Source organism: Kribbella sp. NPDC050281 (genome assembly GCF_040655855.1).
GTDB lineage: Bacteria > Actinomycetota > Actinomycetes > Propionibacteriales > Kribbellaceae > Kribbella.
Map to the genome: position 1 here is coordinate 150,336 of NZ_JBFAKS010000010.1, position 17,791 is coordinate 168,126.

The 17,791-nt window shown below is 70.4% G+C and carries 15 protein-coding genes; 11 read left to right on the forward strand and 4 right to left on the reverse strand.

Features of this window, described 5'->3' with window-relative positions; translation table 11 throughout:
- Positions 1–72 precede the first annotated feature (72 nt).
- Complete coding sequence (locus AB0I34_RS13625; protein WP_360444513.1) at positions 73–918, reverse strand: hypothetical protein; 846 nt, start codon at positions 916–918, stop codon at positions 73–75.
- Between the two features lie 266 nt (positions 919–1,184).
- Here AB0I34_RS13625 and AB0I34_RS13630 point away from each other — a divergent pair, with 266 nt between their 5' ends.
- The 7 genes from AB0I34_RS13630 to AB0I34_RS13660 all read left to right on the forward strand — a co-directional run bounded on the left by AB0I34_RS13630 (position 1,185) and on the right by AB0I34_RS13660 (position 11,665).
- A complete protein-coding gene (locus tag AB0I34_RS13630; protein WP_360444516.1) occupies positions 1,185–3,419 on the forward strand; it encodes a sigma-70 family RNA polymerase sigma factor in 2,235 nt (744 codons plus the stop codon).
- A 582-nt stretch (positions 3,420–4,001) separates the two neighbouring features.
- Positions 4,002–5,291: an aspartate--tRNA(Asn) ligase gene (gene aspS, locus AB0I34_RS13635; protein ID WP_360444519.1), complete on the forward strand. Its 1,290-nt coding sequence runs from the start codon at positions 4,002–4,004 to the stop codon at positions 5,289–5,291.
- The gene (locus AB0I34_RS13640) at positions 5,291–6,160 is read left to right on the forward strand and encodes an aminoglycoside phosphotransferase family protein (protein ID WP_360444522.1); all 870 of its coding nucleotides are present in this window, start codon (positions 5,291–5,293) and stop codon (positions 6,158–6,160) included. Before aspS ends, AB0I34_RS13640 begins: the two co-directional genes overlap by 1 nt.
- A 7-nt stretch (positions 6,161–6,167) precedes the next feature.
- Entirely contained in the window at positions 6,168–7,424 is a 1,257-nt protein-coding gene (locus AB0I34_RS13645) for an ArgE/DapE family deacylase (protein WP_360444525.1), read from the forward strand.
- A 16-nt stretch (positions 7,425–7,440) separates the two neighbouring features.
- Positions 7,441–10,038 carry an AAA family ATPase gene (locus AB0I34_RS13650; protein WP_360444528.1) on the forward strand — a complete coding sequence of 866 codons (2,598 nt, stop codon included), beginning with the start codon at positions 7,441–7,443 and terminating at the stop codon, positions 10,036–10,038.
- Between the two features lie 131 nt (positions 10,039–10,169).
- A complete protein-coding gene (locus AB0I34_RS13655) occupies positions 10,170–10,889 on the forward strand; it encodes an alpha/beta hydrolase (protein WP_360444531.1) in 720 nt (239 codons plus the stop codon).
- On the forward strand, positions 10,886–11,665 hold the full coding sequence (locus AB0I34_RS13660) for an alpha/beta hydrolase (protein WP_360444534.1): 780 nt from the start codon (positions 10,886–10,888) through the stop codon (positions 11,663–11,665). The genes AB0I34_RS13655 and AB0I34_RS13660 overlap by 4 nt, the downstream gene beginning before the upstream one ends.
- A 62-nt stretch (positions 11,666–11,727) precedes the next feature.
- On the opposite strand, the gene AB0I34_RS13665 is transcribed toward AB0I34_RS13660, so the two are convergent.
- On the reverse strand, positions 11,728–12,396 hold the full coding sequence (locus AB0I34_RS13665) for a DUF4097 family beta strand repeat-containing protein (RefSeq protein ID WP_360444537.1): 669 nt from the start codon (positions 12,394–12,396) through the stop codon (positions 11,728–11,730).
- 130 nt (positions 12,397–12,526) lie between these two features.
- Positions 12,527–13,372 carry an aminoglycoside phosphotransferase family protein gene (locus AB0I34_RS13670; protein WP_360444540.1) on the reverse strand — a complete coding sequence of 282 codons (846 nt, stop codon included), beginning with the start codon at positions 13,370–13,372 and terminating at the stop codon, positions 12,527–12,529.
- A gap of 70 nt (positions 13,373–13,442) precedes the next feature.
- On the opposite strand from AB0I34_RS13670, the gene AB0I34_RS13675 reads away from it, so the two are divergent.
- The 4 genes from AB0I34_RS13675 to rsgA all read left to right on the forward strand — a co-directional run bounded on the left by AB0I34_RS13675 (position 13,443) and on the right by rsgA (position 17,161).
- Positions 13,443–14,171, forward strand: coding sequence for a DsbA family oxidoreductase (locus AB0I34_RS13675; protein ID WP_360444543.1), 729 nt, complete (start codon positions 13,443–13,445; stop codon positions 14,169–14,171).
- Positions 14,172–14,231: 60 nt separating this feature from the next.
- Positions 14,232–14,810 carry a DoxX family membrane protein gene (locus AB0I34_RS13680; protein WP_360444546.1) on the forward strand — a complete coding sequence of 193 codons (579 nt, stop codon included), beginning with the start codon at positions 14,232–14,234 and terminating at the stop codon, positions 14,808–14,810.
- Between the two features lie 78 nt (positions 14,811–14,888).
- Positions 14,889–16,160 carry a 3-phosphoshikimate 1-carboxyvinyltransferase gene (gene aroA, locus AB0I34_RS13685; RefSeq protein WP_360444552.1) on the forward strand — a complete coding sequence of 424 codons (1,272 nt, stop codon included), beginning with the start codon at positions 14,889–14,891 and terminating at the stop codon, positions 16,158–16,160.
- Positions 16,160–17,161, forward strand: coding sequence for a ribosome small subunit-dependent GTPase A (gene rsgA / locus AB0I34_RS13690; protein WP_360444555.1), 1,002 nt, complete (start codon positions 16,160–16,162; stop codon positions 17,159–17,161). The genes aroA and rsgA overlap by 1 nt, the downstream gene beginning before the upstream one ends.
- Here rsgA and AB0I34_RS13695 read toward each other — a convergent pair.
- Positions 17,154–17,648, reverse strand: coding sequence for a DUF2231 domain-containing protein (locus AB0I34_RS13695; RefSeq protein ID WP_360444558.1), 495 nt, complete (start codon positions 17,646–17,648; stop codon positions 17,154–17,156). The two genes, rsgA and AB0I34_RS13695, sit on opposite strands and share 8 nt — an antisense overlap.
- Positions 17,649–17,791 lie beyond the last annotated feature (143 nt).

Genomic DNA, 17,791 nt, shown 5'->3' on the forward strand with positions numbered 1-17,791 from the left:
CCCCGTGATGAGCGATCCGCCGCCGGTCCGATGCGTCCGGGCACCCCCCTGTTGGCGTCCGGACGCAGGTCCCTAAGGTCTGGCCAGTTCGTCGAGCACCCGGCCGGACATCTCGTCGCTGCTCGGCAGTCCTTCGATCCAGATCCGCGCCAGCTGGGGTACGTCGGTGTCCAGCCGCCACTGGGTGATCAGGGCTCGTACCGTCGCGACCTGCTCCGGCAGGTTCGGCTCGCGGCCGACGAGCGCCGCCGCACGGTGTGAGCCGACGCGGCCCAGTACGTCACCGCCGCAGAAGACGATCCGCAGGCACTCCGCCACGTCGACCAGCCGGAGCTCGCGGTCGAACGGCGTGGTGCCCGGGGGATTGAGCGGCTCGACAACCACCAGTGCGTGGGTCTGCGGTACGGAAGTTCCACGGAATTCCGCCTCTCGGTAGAGCTCGCCGAGCCGGGACCGCAGGTGCGCCAGGCTGGAGAGCCCGGTCAGCGGGTCCTCGCAGGACAGCGAGTGGAGGTAGACGAGGGAGGCCTCGGCCCAGCTGGAACTGAGTGCGCGTACCGCGGCGAAAGCCGGCTCGCCCCCGGCGATCGAGCGGTACAGCGCACTCAGCCCATCAAGTGCCTCGAGCAACGAGACTCCGTCGGCCGCCAGTTGGCGGCCGACCTCGTCGCTCGCAGGCACGACATCGGCACCGTCCCGGAGCGCCTCGGCGATCGCGAGGTAGGCGCTGTGGTCGGTGCTGCTTTCGGGACAGCTCATCGCGTCGGGGCCGGCTGTGCCGTGCGGCTCCGTCCGCCCGCACGGTTGATCGGTTGGAGACGACGCTTCCGGCCGGTTCCGTGCGGGCGACCCCGCCAGGTTCAGGGACTTGGCCGGACGCAGGTCGAACCGTCTGCGGAGATCCGCGAACAGCGACATGGCCCTCCTCGAAAACAGCCCCGTCAGTCTCCCGACCGGTCGGCCGGAAGCGTCGTTCCGGAGGTGAGACAGCGGCCGGCGAAGTTCATGACGCGGATTCGGAGAACTTTTTTCGCGTAACTTCCGCGTGGGCGTCCTCGTCAGGAAAGGTGCGCCGGGAAGATGCGTACAGCCCGTCCCACGTGGGAGCCTTGTCCTCGGCAACTATGTGACAGACGGTGACGCCGTCGTACGGACAGTCGTGACCACAGACCTCGGGGAGATCGATGGAGACGCCGGAAGGACCGAGCGACGCCGAACTGATCGCCCGCGTCCGCAACGGCGACCTCGAGGCGTACGGCGAGTTGTTCGGCCGGCATCACCACGCGGCCGAACGGATGGCCCGCCAACTGGTCCCGGCCAACGATGCCGACGACCTGGCCAGCGACGCGTTCGCCAAGGTGCTCGACGCGCTCCGCTCCGGCGGTGGCCCGGACATCTCGTTCCGCGCCTACCTGCTGACGACGGTACGGCGGGTGCACGTCGACCGGATCCGGTCCGGGCGCAAGGTGCAGGCCACCGACGACATCGCGGCGTACGAGCGGGAGCCGGAGACCTTCGACGACCCGACCGTGACCGGCTTCGAGAGCGGCGCGGCGGCCAAGGCGTTCGCGAGTCTTCCCGAGCGGTGGCAGGCCGTGCTCTGGCACACCGAGGTCGAGGGTGAGAAGCCGGCCGCGATCGCTCCCCTGCTCGGTCTGACCGCGAACGGTGTGTCCGCGCTCGCCTACCGGGCCCGCGAGGGTCTGCGCCAGGCCTACCTGCAGCAGCACCTGGCCGACGTCGCCGGGGATCGCTGCCGCTGGACCACCGAGCGTCTGGGTGCGTACGTCCGCGGCGGCCTGACCAAGCGGGAGAACCGCAACGTCCGCGAGCACCTGGACGGCTGCGCGAAGTGCACCGCGGTCTACCTCGAACTGGTCGAGGTCAACAGCGCGCTGCCGGCCCTGCTCGCCCCGGCCCTGCTGGGCACCGCGGGTCTCGGCTACCTGGCCGCCGCGTCCGGCGCCAAGGTCGGCTTCGTCGGTTTCCTGGCCACGGGCTGGAAGAAGGCCACCGAGAACAGCACGCGTACCGCGGTCGGCGCCGGGGCGGTCGTGGTCGTCGCGGTCGCGGCCGTGCTCGCGGCGATGGCGCTGACCGGCAACGACACTCCCCCGGCGGCGATCAGCAATCCGCCGAGCCAGCAACCCACCCAGCCACCGGGGACAGCTCCGACGGTGCCACCGGCTACGCCGCCGACGGTCAAGCCACCGACCGTGGAGCCGACGAAGGCTCCGACCACCGCACCCCCGACGACCGCGCCGACGTCACCGGAGCCGACGCCCGGCGTCACTCCGACTCCGCCTGGGACCACGCCGACCCCACCGTTGCCGACGACACCGATCCTGGACGAGGGCCTGCTGACCATCAGTGCGCCGCGCGGCGGTAGCAGCCCCACGACTCGGGCCGGCGGGGTGCAAAGCGAGGCCTCCGAGCAGTGGATCATCACCATCACGGCCCCGGCGCAGAACGCCGACCCGATCGTGGTCGGCCTGAAGTACGGCTCCGCACTCCACTGGCCGCTCAGCGGGGACCCTCGCGGCTGGACGTGTGACCAGGCCGCCGGCACGTGTACGGCGGACAACTCGTCCGCGCCCCAGCCACTGCCGGTCTCGTTCACGACGCCGACCGGCGGCTCGGCAGCCGACCGGACCTTCACCGTCTCGGCCAAGACCGGCCGCCTGTACGACGACGACTCGGCCACGCTGACCGCACCGCCGCGGACCGACGAGAACCTGCTGAAGATCGTCGCCGGCAAGACGGACCCGGACGTCCACCACCGCATCCTGACCGTTGCCCCGGGCACGGACCGGACCAGCGTGACTCTGAAGCTGAGCTACGGCTCGTCGCTGGAGTGGCCGATCACCGGCAACCCCGCGGGCTGGAAGTGCTCGGCGTCGACGAAGACCTGTACGTCGCTCACTCCCGCGAAGCCAGCTCCGCTGCCCGCGGACTTCGACGTACCCGAGGACGGCCCGGCGGCGGCGCGGACGTTCACGGTGGCGGCGACGGCCGGGCTGGTGAGCGACACGGACTCCGACGTACTGCCGGGGATCCAGCCGGACGAGTCGCTGCTGCAGATCGTCACTCCGACACCGGGCACCGACCCGAACCCGTTCCTCTACAACCGGTTCCTACAGCTCAGCGGGGCCACGAACCGGCGGGTGACGCTGGACATCACCTGGGGCCGCAGCCTGCAGTTCGTGCCGGCGCTCAACGTCGGGTGGACCTGCTCGCGGTCGTCCGACGTGAACAGCATGACCTGCTGGACCGACAACTACCGCAAGCCGTTCAACTCGCAGTGGGCCGCATGGCTGCCCGGCACCGGCTCGAGCAACACGATCACCGTGCACGCCCAGGCCGGCGGCCGCGAGGACACCGACTCCGTCAAGATCCCACCCTCCACCACCCGCCGCTGACCTCCCCACCCCACCTCCTCCGCCCCCACCCCGCCTCCCCTTCCGTTCTAGTGGGCTGACCCATCAGAACGGAAGTTGGCCAACCGCGTGCGACTGGCCAACCCGCACGCGGATGGGTCAGCCCACCAGACGGGGGCCGGGTGCGAGTCGAGGGCGGGGCCGGTCGGATCGCGGTCGCTTCCTAGCTCGCGTTCTGGTGGGCTGACCCATCAGACCGTGGGTTGGCCAACCGCGTGCGACTGGCCAACCCACACGCGGATGGGTCAACCCACCAGACAGGGGGCGAGGGCGGGCGGGGGGTGGGGGGGGTGGGAAGTCGGTTGGTGGTGGGGGGTGGGGGTCGGTAGGCTGGTCGGGTTCGCGTTGACGGAACCGAGTAGCGCCGTACACCACGTTCGAGAGAGTCGCCGGTAGCTGTGAAGGCGATGCGTGGAGCGGTGGCGAAGACACTCCCGAGCGGATGCACGGCAAGAGGCCGGACCCGGGCACGTGCCCGATCCGGTGAAGGTGTGGTGGCACCGCGAGATTCCCCTTCGCCCACACCTCCGGGGTACGAGAAACGACCTGGAGGTGAAAACAGCGATGCGCATTCTCAGCCATGAGATCCCCTCAGCAGTAGGCCAGTCCGTCACGGTGGCCGGCTGGGTCCACCGAAGACGACGGCTCGCCGCCGTCAGTTTCCTGATCCTGCGCGACCGATCCGGTCTGAGCCAGATCGTCGTGAAGGCGCCGGAAACCCAAGCACAGCTGGACGAACTCGGTGAGGAGACCGTCGTCCAGGTGACCGGTACGGTCGCCGCCAACCCGCAGGCACCCGGCGGCGCGGAGATCGTCGACCCGGTGATCGAGGCGCTGACCGAGCCGGCCGCGACGCCGCCGATCGAGCTCTGGCGACCCACGGTCGGCGCGGGGTTGCCCGTCGTACTGGACAACGCGCCGGTCGCGCTGCGGCACCCGGCGGTGCGGGCCGGCTGGGAGATCGCGGCCGCTGCGCTGCACGGGTTCCGCCGGACCATGGACGGTCTGGAGTTCACCGAGATCCAGACGCCGAAGATCGTCGGTACGGCGACCGAGTCCGGGGCCAACGTGTTCGCGCTGGACTACTTCGGTGGCCCGGCGTACCTGGCGCAGTCGCCGCAGTTCTACAAGCAGACGATGGTCGGGGTGTTCGAGCGGGTCTTCGAAGTCGGACCGGTGTTCCGGGCCGAGCCGCACGACACGGTCCGGCATTTGGCCGAGTACGTGTCGCTGGACGCGGAGTTCGGGTTCATCGAGGGCCATCGCGACGTGCTCGCCGTACTGCGCTCGGCCGTCGCCGGGATGTTGGCCGCAGTGGGCGAACGGGCGACGCCGGCGCTGGAACGGCTGGGAGTCGCCTTGCCGGAGATCCCGGTCGAGGTGCCGGTCGTGCACTTCAGCGAGGCGCTGAAGATCGCCGGCGCGGACCCGGACGAGCCGGACCTGGCACCGAAGGACGAGCGGGCGATCGGCGAGTGGGCGTTGCGCGAGCACGGCAGCGAGTTCGTCGCGGTCGAGGGCTACCCGATGGTGAAGCGGCCGTTCTACACCCATCCGCAGCCGTCGGACCCGCGCTGGTCCAACTCGTTCGACCTGCTCTTCAAGGGCGTCGAACTGGTCACCGGTGGCCAGCGTCTGCATCGCTACAGCGACTACGCCGCCGCCCTCGCGGCGCGTGGTGAGTCGCCGGACGACCCGGCGTACAGCTCGTTCCTGCAGGCGTTCAAGCACGGGATGCCACCGCACGGCGGCTTCGCGATCGGTCTCGAGCGCTTCGTCGCGCGGCTGACCGGGGCGGAGAACGTCCGCGAGGTCACGCTGTTCCCGCGCGACCTGCACCGGCTGACGCCGTAGTGGACACCACCGCGTCGGTTGTCGCCGAGCTGAACGTTGCCCTAGGCACCAGTTACCAGCTCGTCCGGCAACTGACCGGTGGTCTCCAGTCCAGCGCGTACGAGCTCACCGACGGCGACACCACGGTCGTCCTGAAGTGGACGGCCGACCCGAGCTGGGCGCCGCGGGTCCGGCGGGCGGCCGAACTGGTCGGCCGGGCGCGAACGGCCGGCTACCCGACCCCGGCCTGGCTGGCTGTGGGCGAGACCGTGGCCGGGTCGCCGTACCAGCTGCAGGAGTTCGTCACCGGCGAGCCGCTCCGCGACACATCGGTGCTGGACGAGCGGCTGGCCCGGCAATTGATCGCGATCTGCGAACTGCAGCGCAATCTCGTCCCCGAGGACGGTGTGAGCTGGTCGGGGTGGTCGAGCGGCGTCGTCTTCGAGGACTGGGACGGCGTCTGGGGCCGGGTGCATGCGTACGGCGGTGAGGTCGCCGAGCTGCTCGACCGCTACGCCGAGTTGTGCCGGCCGCACCGTGGCGAGGTCCTGCCCGACAACGATCTCGTGCACGGGGATCTCAACGTCGGCAACTTGATTGTCGACAATGGGCGGATTTCCGGGATCGTCGACATCGAGGCGGCGGGCGGTGGGTCGCGGGCGTATGACCTGGTCTCGCTGGCGACGTCAGCGGCACGCGATGGTGCGCCGGCCGGAGTCGACGAGCTGTTCCTGGAAGCGGCATTGCGGGCCGGTGGGCGGGCGGCGGTCGCAGTGTGCGCGGCGGCGGCGTACGCGACGATCGCCGAGTTCGTCCACGAACGCTCGAAGTTCTCGCAGGATCTGGTCCGGGAGGGCGCGCGGCGGGTGTTCGAACTGCTGGATGCATGATGTGCGCATGCTGAGCGAGGTGGAGCGACGGGTGCTGGCCGCGGTCGACGACGCGCGGGTGATCGAGGATCTGCGTGACCTGGTGCGCATCCCGAGTGTCGACGGTACTCCGGCCGAGGGCGACGTCCAGGCGTGGTGCGCGGAGCGGTTGGCGGCGCTCGGTCTGATTGTCGACAAGTGGCCGATCGACCTGCCGACAATCACCGCCGACCCGGAGTTTCCCGGCATGGAGGTCGCACGGGACGAGGCGTGGGGTTGTGTGGGGGTACTCGGTGGAGACGGGACGCCGGGACTGATTCTCAACGGGCATGTGGATGTGGTGCCGCCGGGTGAGCTCGGGTTGTGGCCGGACGGCGATCCGTTCTCGGCACGGGTCGAGGACGGGGTGATGTGGGGTCGCGGTACCTGTGACATGAAGGGTGGCGTGGCCGCGATTCTCGGCGCGGTCGCGGCCATCGTTGCCTCGGGCATCGAGCTGCGCAAGCCGCTCGCCGTGCACACCGTGATCGGTGAGGAGGACGGCGGCGCGGGCGCGTTCGCGACCCTGAAGCGCGGCCACACCGGCGAGGCGTGCCTGATCGCCGAACCGACCGCGAGCTGTGTCATCCCGGCCAACGCCGGGTCGCTCACCTTCCGGCTGGAGGTCCCCGGGCTCGCGACGCACGGCTCGACCCGGACCCGCGGGGTGAGCGCGGTCGAGAAGTTCGTGGTGATCCAGTCGGCGCTGCAGGCGATGGAGGCCGAGCGAAACCGCGATCCGCACCCGTTGCTGGCGCACCTCGAGCTGGCGAACCCGCTGTCCGTCGGTCGGGTCGAGGCGGGCGACTGGGCCAGCACCGTCCCGGATCTCCTCGTCGCCGAGGGCCGGTACGGCGTACGCCTCGGCGAATCGGTGGCCGCGGCGCGGGATGCCTTCGAGGCGGCGATCGCCGAAGCGTGCGCGAAGGATGACTGGCTGCGTGAGCATCCTGTCGTGGTGAGCTGGCCGGGAGGTGAGTTCGCCTCAGGGTTGCTGACCGAGGGAGATCCGCTGCTGGCGGACACGGTGCAGGCAGCCACTGACGCGGGTGGCACGACTCCTGAGGTGAAGGGAGCGCCGTACGGCTCGGATCTCCGGCTGTATGCGGCGGCGGGGATCCCGACGCTCCAGTACGGTCCCGGCGACGTGCGGTACGCCCATGCCACCGACGAGCACGTGCGTCTGTCCGAGGTCCTGCACGCGGCCCGCGCCTACGCCCTGCTAGCGGTCCGCCGCTGCGGCTGAGTGGTACAAATCCACCATGGGGCCGTTGCGTGGGCGTTCGGCGGAGCTCAGACGGCTGCTGGACGCACTGCGCGCAGCCGCTGACGGGCAGTCCTCGCTGGCCGTCGTCACCGGCGAGCCCGGGATCGGCAAGTCGGCGTTGCTGGCCGCCGCAGTCGAGCAGGCCGAGCGGCATGGCTTCCTGGTCGCCTGCGCGTCCGCACAACAGACCGACAACATCAGCCCGCTGTCCTCGCTCGCACCCGCACTCCGCGCCGGCAAGGAGCCGCTGGTCGACACAGCGCAGTTCATGGAGCTGGCCACCCTCAACACCCAGCCGCTCTGGCTCGCTGAGCGCTTGGCCGACCTCATCGGCCACCGGTTGGACGGTACGCCGGCTGTCATCGTGCTGGACGATGCGCAGTGGTCCGACCCGCTGACCGCCTTCGTACTCCGCGTGGTCGCGGCCCGGCTGGCCGACTCCCAGCTGCTCTGGCTCGTGGCCGCTCGCCCGTCCCCCGGTGGCGTGACCGACCAGCTGACCGACGCCGTCCGCGGCCAGGTCCCGATCCACGCCATCAACCTCGCACCGCTCGCCGCAGAGGCCATCCAGGACATCGCCGCCGATCTGCTGAACGGTCCGGTCGACCCGTCCCTCGCCATCCAGCTGGCCGGTGTCCAGGGCATCCCGTTCCTCGCCGAACAGCTGATCGACGGGCTGTACCTCGGCACCGCCCCGGACACGACCGGTCCGCTCCCGACCGGTCTGGTCGAAGGCGTACGGCGCCGTACCAGCGGACTGTCGGAGCTCAGTCGGACACTGGTGCGGACGGCCTCGGTGTTCGGCAGCGAGTTCCGGCTCGAGGACGTCGCCGTACTCATGGCCGAGCCGGTGGCCAGACTGGCCGATCCGCTCGAGGAGGCGATCCAGTCCGGGCTGCTCACGGATGCCGGCTCGGTACTGCGCTTCCGCCACGAGCTACTGCGGTCGGCTGCGCTGGCCGACGTACCTCCCTCGGCTCAGAGAGCTCTGCACGGGGCCATAGCCAGTCAGCTCATGTCGGCTGGCCGAGGAGCGGCCGCTGCGGCTCCCCATGTACTCGCAGTCGCGCAGCCCGGTGACGCCTCGGCGATCGCGACCCTGCGCGAGGCGGCCCGCGGCCTGCTGGCGACCATGTCGACCACGGCCGCCGAGGTCATCCAGGAGGCGTTCGACCTCACCTTGGTCGACGACCCGCTGCGCGCTGAGGTCGGTGAAGAGGTCGTGAGCATCCTCCTCGCGGCCCGGCAGTACGACCGCGCCAAAGCGTTCGCGGACGACCTGCTCAGTGGCAGCGTGCTCTACCGGGGTCCGATCACCCCGACGCTCCAAGCCACCGTCCGCCTGCACCTGGCGCCGTACCAATGGCCGACCAACCGCCTGGACGTCCGCGACCTCACCGTTCCGGGCGCGGAGCCTCCGCTCTCCGAGCGCCTCACGGCCTTCCGGGTGCTGGCCGGTGCAGAAGCGCCGGGCACGCCGGAAGACCCGGTGGCTCGGGGCGTGTTGCTGGTGGCCGCGGCGGAGGAGGAGCGGGCGGCGGGGCGGTATGCGACTGCCCTTCAGTACTACGTGCAGGCTCGGCGAGTGCCCGCCGGGCTGGGGAGCTTGCCGGATGCGTTGGTCGAGGTCGGCGAGCTGTACTGCCGGGCTGAGGTTGATGAGTTGCCGGGTGGGTTGGAGCGGGTGCGGGAGCTGCTGAGCGGCGGCGACTCGTGGGTGGCGCCGCAGTTGGCTGTGCTGCAGGCGCGGCTCGAGTACGCGTCTGGCAACTTGGCCGAGGCGGAGCAGGCTGCCAACACCGGACTCCGGTGGATGAGCCAGCTGCACGACAGCACGTTGGCTCCGGTGGCGCATCAGGTGCTCGCGCTCATTGCTCTGCAGCGCGGCAAGCTCACCCACGCACGGGAGCTCGCGGGGCACGACCCGACGATCAACGCCTTGCTCGCGGTCGCGGATGGCGATGCCAAGGCGGCCGCCCGGTTGCGCGACGTACCGCCGGACTTCCCCGAGCGGACCGACGTACTCGTCCAGGCGGACGCCGAGGACCTGCTGGCAGAACAGGCGGCCGCTACCCCATCGACAGCGCACCGCGGGGCGCTGGAGCTGGTGGCTGCGGGCAACGACTTGGAGCGGCTGGCAGCGGCGACCGAGACGCTGCGTACGGCGCACCGGCCGTTGCTGCTGGCAAAGGCCGAGGAGCTGTACGGCGGCGCCGTACTGGAGTCCGGCGACCGCTCGACCGGCATCGCCGCCCTCGAACACGCCCTCGACACCCTGACCACACTCGGCGCCACCGCTCCCGCCGGCCGGATCCAGGCGGTGCTCCAGGCAGCCGGAGTACGACGCCGCCGGTGGTCCGCCGTACCGCCGCGGGCTCAGGAGGGCTGGGATGCGCTCACCCCGATGGAGCGCCGGGTCGCGCTCCTGGTCGCCGAGGGCCATACCAACCGGTCCGCCGCCGAGGAGCTGGTCGTTTCCGCAAGTACCGTCGGCACCCATCTGCGGTCCGCGTTCGGCAAGCTCGGGGTCAACTCGCGGGTCCAGCTGACCCGTCTGGTGCTGGAGCGATTCACTCCTCCCCCGAACGCATGAGTTTTGGGTGCACCGCCGTCGTCCACGGCTGAGTTCACCCCTGGCAAGTTCCGTTGTTCGGTCGATCCGGCCGAGCGGGCCTGCGCGGTTTCCTTCTAGTACCAAGCCAAACCTGAAGGAGATCGAGAGCAATGACCGACAAGACCCCCACCGTCGTCCTCGTGCACGGCGCGTTCGCGGAGAACTCCAGCTGGGCCGGTGTGATCGCCGAACTGACGAGTCGCGGCATCAACGCCGTGGCGGTCAGCAACGAACTGCGCGGTCCCGCGCTGGACGCCAGCCGGGTCGCCGCCCAGGTCCGCGAGATCGACGGCCCCGTCGTCCTGGTCGGGCACTCGTACGGCGGCGCGGTGATCACCGCCGCCGCGAACGAGGCCGACAACGTGACCGGCCTGGTGTACGTCGCCGCGTTCCTCCTGGACGAGGGCGAGAGCCTGCAGGACCTGCTCGGCAGCTTCCCCACCAACGACTTCCCGGCCGGTCTGGTGCCGCACACGCTGCCGACCGCCGACGGCGGCGAGGAGACCTACCTGAGCATCGCGCTGGACAAGTTCCCGGCGCTGTTCGCCGCCGACGTCGAGGACGCAGACGTCCTGGCCCGGACCCAGAAGGCGATCGCCGCATCGGCGTTCGACGAGAAGGCCGGTCCGGCGAGCTGGAAGCGGCTGCCGGTGCATGTCCTGGTCGCGACGGGCGACGAAGCGATCCCGCCGGAGGGCGAGCGCATCATGGCCGCCCGCGCCAGGGCCACCACCATCGAGGTCGACGGCTCGCACGCCGTGGCCGTCTCGCAGCCGAAGGCTGTCGCCGACTTCATCGCGACCGCGGTCGAGGGGGGTGCGGCCCGATGAAGCTCCGTCGTTTTGGTGCACTCCTCGCCACCGCCGCAGTACTGCTGACCGGCGCGACCACCGCCACCGCTCAGACCGAGCACAACCCGAAGCCGACCATCGTTCTCCTGCACGGCGCGTTCGCCGACGGGGCGAGCTGGTCGGAGGTGACCGGCAAGCTACAACGCGACGGGTACACCGTGGTCGTCCCCGCCCTGCCGCTCCGCGGGATCGCCGCCGACACGACGTACCTGAGCGGCGTCCTCGCCGCAGTCCCGGGTCCGAAGGTCCTCGTCGGTCACTCGTACGGCGGTGCGCTGGTCAGCGAACTCGCCGGGACCAGCGGGGTCAAGTCGCTCGTGTATGTGGCCGCGTTCATCCCGCAGGCCGGTGAGACGATCGGCGCCCTGAACGCGAAGTACCCGGGCAGCGAGCTCGGGCCGGACACCACGAACGCGATCAGCTACTCCGGTGGCGTCGACCTCGTGGTGAAGCCGGAGGCGTTCCACCGGGTGTTCTCGGCCGACCTGCCCGCTCGGCAGGCCGCCGTACTCGGGGCCTCCCAGCGTCCGATCAACGCCGCCGCCTTCGACGAGCCGGTCGCGACGACGGCTCCGGCCGGTCTGCCGAAGTACGCCGTGATCCCGACCGGAGATCACGCCATCCCGCCCGCGGCCGAGCGGTTCATGGCCGAGCGCGCCCACGCCAGGACGGTCGAGATCCCAGATGCGTCCCACCTGGTCGCCCTGTCCCACTCGTCAGCCGTCACTCAGGTGATCGAGCAAGCCGCCCGGTGACGTCCCGTGGCCCGCACACCACTGTGGCGTGCGGGCCGCGTCGGGTCGGTCGTCGATTGCGATCAGAGACTGCGGGCGACGATGTCGCCGACGGTCGTGGTCGCTCGGATGGTGAGCGGGGAGGTGTCGCCTTCGGCGTTCTTCAGCGCGTTGCTGATCCTGCCGGTGGTGGTGCCGGCGTCCAGGGTGGCCGAGACTCCGGCAGCGGCGCCGACCTCCACCTCGCCGACGTCGGTGCGCAGTACGACCGCACCGCTCACGGCCTCGGCGATCCGGATGTCACCCTGGCTGGTGCGAATCTCCGCGGGCCCGTTGAGGCGGCCGACGGAGACGTCACCGGCGACAGTGGTGAGGTGGGCGCTCGCGACGTCCTCCAGGTCGATCGAGCCGTGCGCGCTCTTGACCGCGACGTCGCCGAACCGTCCGACGGCTCGGAGTTCGGCACTGGCCGCGTTCACCTCGACCTGGGAACCAGCAGGCAGGTGGACGGTCACCGCGACGGAGCCGGAAGGTCCGAAGTACTGGTTCTTGGCCGAGACCTCGATCCGCAGAACGCCGTCGCCGTACTCGACCTTGGCCTCCTCCGCCGCCTTGACGTCGCGGCCCTTCGAGGGGTTCGCCGGCACGATCTCGACGGCGGTGTCGGCCCGGTCGGCGGCGATGAACTGGATGCGTCCCGCGGGGATGTCGAGGACTGCGGAGATCGGCTCGGGGGTGTTGAAAGTCGGCATGGTCGTACCTTCCTGATTCGCTGGTGACGAGCTGTTGATGAGACCAGCTTCGAAGACCGCGCTGACACTGGACGGCCACCGTGCTGACATGACGGACGAGCCCGCTGTCAGCAGCCGAGCCGGTCGACGATCACAGCAGGCGATCGAGGGCCGCTACACCGGCTGGGCCCCAGTGTGGTTTGCCGCCTGGGAGGCCTTTGTCGCCGTTGATTCCCATGGCGATCAGGAACATCGCCCGGACCACGGCCCAGCCGCGAGCCCGACGTACCGTTGCCTGGTCCGGCTGGTAGCGCTCGAAGAACCGGTCCGCGGCCCCGGCCGGGAGCAGGATCCAGGCGGCTGCGAGATCGTTCGCCGGATCGCCGGCGCAGATCTCACCGAAGTCCAGGACGCCGGCAAGGGTGCCGTCGGCAACGACCACGTTGGCCGGGTGCAGGTCGCCGTGCAGCCACACCGGAGGTCCGTCCCACTCCGGCGCCGCGATCGCGTCCTCCCAGACCGCACGGATCTCGTCGCCGCGGCCGGCGTACGCCCGGACCTCGTCGGAGTCGATCAGTCCCGCCGGCAGGCCGGTTCGGTCAGTGGCCGGCGCTTCGGCCGGCGCATCGGTGTGTAGCGCCTGCAGGAAGTCGACCAGTACGTCGGCAGCCTTCGGATCCGTGATCGGTGCATGGTCCGCGGGTTCTCCGTGGACCCAGGTGGTGATCAGCCACGTGCGGGAGAAGCGGTCGGACGGCTCGCCGAGGCGGACCGGGACGGGGACGGGAAGCGGAAGACGGGCCGCGAGGCCGGGCATCCAGCGATGCTCCTTCAACAGCAGCTCCGGCGCCCCTTCGGTCCGTGGCATCCGAACCGCCAGGTCGTCCCCCAGCCGCCACATCTGGTTGCCCCAGCCGCCGACCACCTCCCGGAGCTCCAGTTCGGCCAGATCCGGATGCTGATCCTGCAGCAAGGCACGCACCAGTTGTTCGTCCATGCAGCGTCGGACGCATCACACTCGGGTCTGGTTGGGAATAGACCGCCGATCACGGTGAGTTGGCACGAGTATGCGTATCGATGTGTGGTCCGACGTCATCTGCCCGTGGTGCTACATCGGGAAGCGGCGGTTGGAGCAGGCCCTCGAGTCCAGCGGCGAGAAGGCCGAGATCGTCTGGCACAGCTTCCAGCTCGACCCGTCCGCGACGAGCGACGATCCACGCGACCTGCCGACCCGGCTGGGTGAGAAGTACGGTCGCGACCGCGCGTGGGGCGTGCAGGCCAACGCGCACGTGACCGAGATCGCCGCCGAGCTCGGCCTCGAGTACAACCTCGACCGGGCCAAGTCCGCGAACACCGTCGACGCGCACCGTGTCCTGCACCTGGCCCGCGACCTGATGGCCGCCGGCGAGGTGCCTGCCGACACGCAGGACCGCCTCAAGGAGCGGCTGCTCAAGGCGTACTTCACCGACGGGCTCCCGGTCGGCGACCACGCGACGCTCACGCAACTCGCCGAGGAGGTCGGCCTCCCGTCCGAGCGGGTCCGCGAGGTGCTCGCGAGTACGACGTACGCCCAGGATGTCGCCGACGACCAGGCCCAGGCGCTGGCGTACGGCGCGAACGGGGTGCCGTTCTTCGTGATCGACGAGAAGTACGGCGTCAGCGGCGCACAGCCGGTCGAGGTGTTCCAGGAGGCGCTGCGCCGGGCGAACGCGGACCGCAAGCCGGTGACGCTGATCACCGCCCCGGGCGCCGGCACCGACGACGCCGCCTGTGGTCCGGATGGTTGCCCGATCTGAGGCTGAACCGCGCAGCCTTGGGTACCGGACGGCGTACAGGACGTGGTGTATGAAGGAGGCATGACTGTCGTGCGTGCACTGGCCAGGCCACTGCTCTCGATGATCTTCGTCGCGCAGGGTGTGAACTCGATCCGGAACCCGGAGCCGCTGGTGCCCAAGGCCCAGCCGGTGACGGACCGCTTGGTGCCGATGGTGAAGAACGTCGCACCGGCGCAGATCGCTGACCGCATCCCCGAGACCACGGTCAACCTGGTTCGGCTGAACGGCGTCGTCCAGGTGCTCGGCGGTCTCGCACTGGCCAGCGGCAAGGGCCGGCGGACGGGCGCCGCGGTGCTGGCCGCCACGCTGATCCCCGTGACGGTCGCCGGGCACCCGTTCTGGCAGGTGAAGGACAAGGAGGCCCGGGGTGCGCAGCGGATCCAGTTCATGAAGAACCTGGGTCTGTTCGGCGGTCTGCTGCTCGCCGCGGTCGACACCGAGGGCAAGCCGGGTGTCGCCTGGCGGGCCACCCACGGCGCGAAGGCCGCGAAGCGGGAGACCAAACGCGGCGCGAAGGCCGCGAAGCGGGAGACGAAGCAGCTGGCCCGTGAGGCCAAGCACGCCGCCAAACTGGCGAAGGCAGAACTGAACCTCGGCTGACGGCGCCCGGAAGGCTGGAAGGTCGTACAACCGCGATGCCCTAGGCTCAAGGCAGGAGTTCCGAGCCGAGGGAGTGGGATGAGCACGCAGCAGGGCTGGGCGGCACCGAAGGCCCAGGGACCGGTCAGCGGCCGGGTCACGGTGCCCGGATCGAAGTCGATCAGCAACCGTGCCCTCATCCTGGCCGCGCTCGCCGACGGCCCGTCGCATCTCACCGGCCTGCTCGCTGCACGCGACACCGCGCTGATGCGCGCCGGGCTCGTCTCACTCGGTGTCGGCATCGCGGACAACGGCTCCGCCGTGACAGTGACCCCGGGCTCACTCAAGGGCCCGGCGTCCGTCGACTGCGGTCTCGCCGGCACCGTGATGCGCTTCGTGCCGCCGGTCGCCGCACTGGCCGACGGCGTGGTCGAGTTCGACGGCGACCCGTACGCGCGGGAGCGCCCGATGGGCGTCATCCTCGACGCCCTGCGCACGCTCGGCGTCCGGATCGACGACCAGGGCACCGGCCGGATGCCGTACTCCGTGTCCGGCGCAGGCTCGGTCCGTGGCGGGAAGGTCACGCTGGACGCCTCCGGGTCGAGTCAGTTCGTGTCGGCCCTGCTGCTCGCCGGAGCCCGGTACGACGAGGGCGTCGACATCCGCCACGACGGGAAGCCGGTGCCATCGCAGCCGCACCTGGACATGTCGGTGGCGATGCTGCGCGAGCGCGGCGTCCAGGTCGACGACAGCGAACCGAACCGCTGGGTCGTTGCCCCCGGCCCCATTCGGGCGATGGACACCACGATCGAGCCGGACCTGTCCAACGCTGCGCCGTTCCTGGCCGCGGCGGTCGTCACCGCCGGCGAGGTCACCGTGACCGGCTGGCCGGAGCAGACCACCCAGCCTGGCGGTCAACTCGGCGACATCTTCACCCGGTTCGGTGCCGAGGTGACTCGCACCGCCGACGGCCTCACCGTCCGCGGCACCGGCCGGGTGCAGGCCGTCGACCTCGACCTGAGTGAGGTCGGTGAGCTCAGCCCGGTCATCGCGGCGGTGGCTGCGTTTGCGGAAGGACCGTCGTACCTTCGGGGAATCGCGCACCTGCGCAACCACGAGACGGACCGGCTGGCGGCGCTCGAGCACGAGTTCAACGCGCTCGGTGGGGACGTGACGCAGACGGCCGACGGGCTGGAGATCCGGCCGCAGCGCTTGCACGGTGGGCTTTTCGGGACCTACAACGACCACCGGATGGCCCACGCCGCCGCCGTGGTCGGCCTGCTTGTGGACGGGCTGGAGATCGAGAACATCGGGACCACGGCGAAGACCCTGCCCGAGTTCCCCGACATGTGGTCGGGGCTCACGAGCTGATGTCGCGGTACGACGAGGAGGCCCGGTACGACCGGCCGAAGCGCCGGACCCGGCCGCGGACCAAGGACCGCCCCTCGTACGACGACGCCGTCACCGGCATCGTGATCACCCGCGACCGCGGCCGCTACACCTGCTGGGTCGACGACCGGCAGGTGACCGCGATGAAGGCGCGGCAGCTCGGCCGCACGGGCGTGATCGTCGGCGACCGGGTCAGGCTCGCCGGCGACGCGAGCGGTGACGAGGGTTCGCTGGCCCGGATCGTCGAGGTTCTCCCGCGAACGACGCTCCTGCGCCGGTCGGCCGATGACGACGACCCGGTGGAGCGGCCGCTGGTGGCGAACGCGGACCAACTCGTCATCGTCGTCGCCGTCGCGAACCCGGAGCCGCGGACCGGCCTGATCGACCGCTTCCTGGTCGCGGCGTACGACGCGGGTATGCGGCCGTTGCTGTGCCTGACGAAGACCGACCTCGCCGACCCGGATCCGCTGCTGTCGATCTACCGTCCGCTGGGGGTCGAGTCGGTGGCCACGCAGCAAGGCGGCGATCTGTCCGGCCTCCAGGAGCAGCTCCAGGACCGGATCAGTGTCCTGGTCGGCCACTCGGGCGTCGGCAAGTCGACGCTGGTGAACGGGCTGATTCCCGGTGCCGACCGCGCGATCGGCGTCGTCAACGAGGTGACCGGCCGCGGGCGCCATACCTCGACGAACACGCTGGTCCTCAGGCTGCCTGACGGCGGCTGGCTGATCGATACTCCCGGCATCCGTTCCTTCGGGCTGGCGCACGTCGACCCGGACAAGGTGATCGATGCCTTCCCCGACCTGGCCGAGGTCACCGAGTCCTGTCCCCGAGGCTGCACCCACACCGAGTCCGCCCCCGACTGCGGCCTGGACGAAGCTGTCGCCGAAGGCCGCCTCGACCCGGACCGGGTAGCGTCCTTCCGCCGCCTCCTGGCCAGCCGCGAAGGCCGCACCCAGGCAGTACCGGAGCAGGACCTTACTTAGGCGGAAGCTGACCCGTCCAGACGGCCTTGGCGCCGGCGTCGCCGGTGCGGATGGTCTGGTAGATGACGATAACGCCGATGACCACGACGGCGGCGCTGGTGACGAGCTCCAGCGGGCGGCTCTTGGTTGCCTTGGCACCCTTTCCGCTGGCCAGCGACGACGGCCCGCTCAGCACCAGGACCGCGACCACGGCGATCACCGCGAAGGCCAGGCAGAACCAGAACAGCAGATCTCCGCGCTGCTCGTGCAGCTTGACCGGCTGCTGCAGCGACGGGACCGCGGCGACGAACGCCTCCCCGCTCTTCTTCGCCACGAACGCGCACACCAGCGCCCCGAGCCCCAGTACCAACGCCGGCCAGCGCAGGAACCACCGCCACCGCGGCATCACCGCGAAGACGATCAGGGTCAGGGCCGCGATCGGCAGCGCCACCACGGCCAAGTGGATCACGAGCACGTGTAGCGGCAGGTCCCCGAAGCGCTCGAACATTGACGCCTCCTGGCGGTCATAGAACGTGGTCCGACTCTAGTGTCCTGAGTCGGAAGTTCGACTCAGGACACTAGTAGCCCGCACGGGCTACTTACTGCACGTTCAATCACCCGATTGGGTTCAATTCGCGTCGCAACCGATCC

Coding starts and splice junctions, on each gene's coding strand:
- rsgA (WP_360444555.1), top strand. CDS start 16,160: ATGTCGCGGTACGACGAGGAGGCCCGGTACGACCGGCCGAAGCGCCGG.
- aspS (WP_360444519.1), top strand. CDS start 4,002: ATGCGCATTCTCAGCCATGAGATCCCCTCAGCAGTAGGCCAGTCCGTC.
- AB0I34_RS13665 (WP_360444537.1), bottom strand. CDS start 12,396: ATGCCGACTTTCAACACCCCCGAGCCGATCTCCGCAGTCCTCGACATC.
- AB0I34_RS13675 (WP_360444543.1), top strand. CDS start 13,443: ATGCGTATCGATGTGTGGTCCGACGTCATCTGCCCGTGGTGCTACATC.
- AB0I34_RS13630 (WP_360444516.1), top strand. CDS start 1,185: ATGGAGACGCCGGAAGGACCGAGCGACGCCGAACTGATCGCCCGCGTC.
- AB0I34_RS13670 (WP_360444540.1), bottom strand. CDS start 13,372: ATGGACGAACAACTGGTGCGTGCCTTGCTGCAGGATCAGCATCCGGAT.
- AB0I34_RS13625 (WP_360444513.1), bottom strand. CDS start 918: ATGTCGCTGTTCGCGGATCTCCGCAGACGGTTCGACCTGCGTCCGGCC.
- aroA (WP_360444552.1), top strand. CDS start 14,889: ATGAGCACGCAGCAGGGCTGGGCGGCACCGAAGGCCCAGGGACCGGTC.
- AB0I34_RS13655 (WP_360444531.1), top strand. CDS start 10,170: ATGACCGACAAGACCCCCACCGTCGTCCTCGTGCACGGCGCGTTCGCG.
- AB0I34_RS13645 (WP_360444525.1), top strand. CDS start 6,168: ATGCTGAGCGAGGTGGAGCGACGGGTGCTGGCCGCGGTCGACGACGCG.
- AB0I34_RS13680 (WP_360444546.1), top strand. CDS start 14,232: ATGACTGTCGTGCGTGCACTGGCCAGGCCACTGCTCTCGATGATCTTC.
- AB0I34_RS13650 (WP_360444528.1), top strand. CDS start 7,441: ATGGGGCCGTTGCGTGGGCGTTCGGCGGAGCTCAGACGGCTGCTGGAC.
- AB0I34_RS13660 (WP_360444534.1), top strand. CDS start 10,886: ATGAAGCTCCGTCGTTTTGGTGCACTCCTCGCCACCGCCGCAGTACTG.
- AB0I34_RS13695 (WP_360444558.1), bottom strand. CDS start 17,648: ATGTTCGAGCGCTTCGGGGACCTGCCGCTACACGTGCTCGTGATCCAC.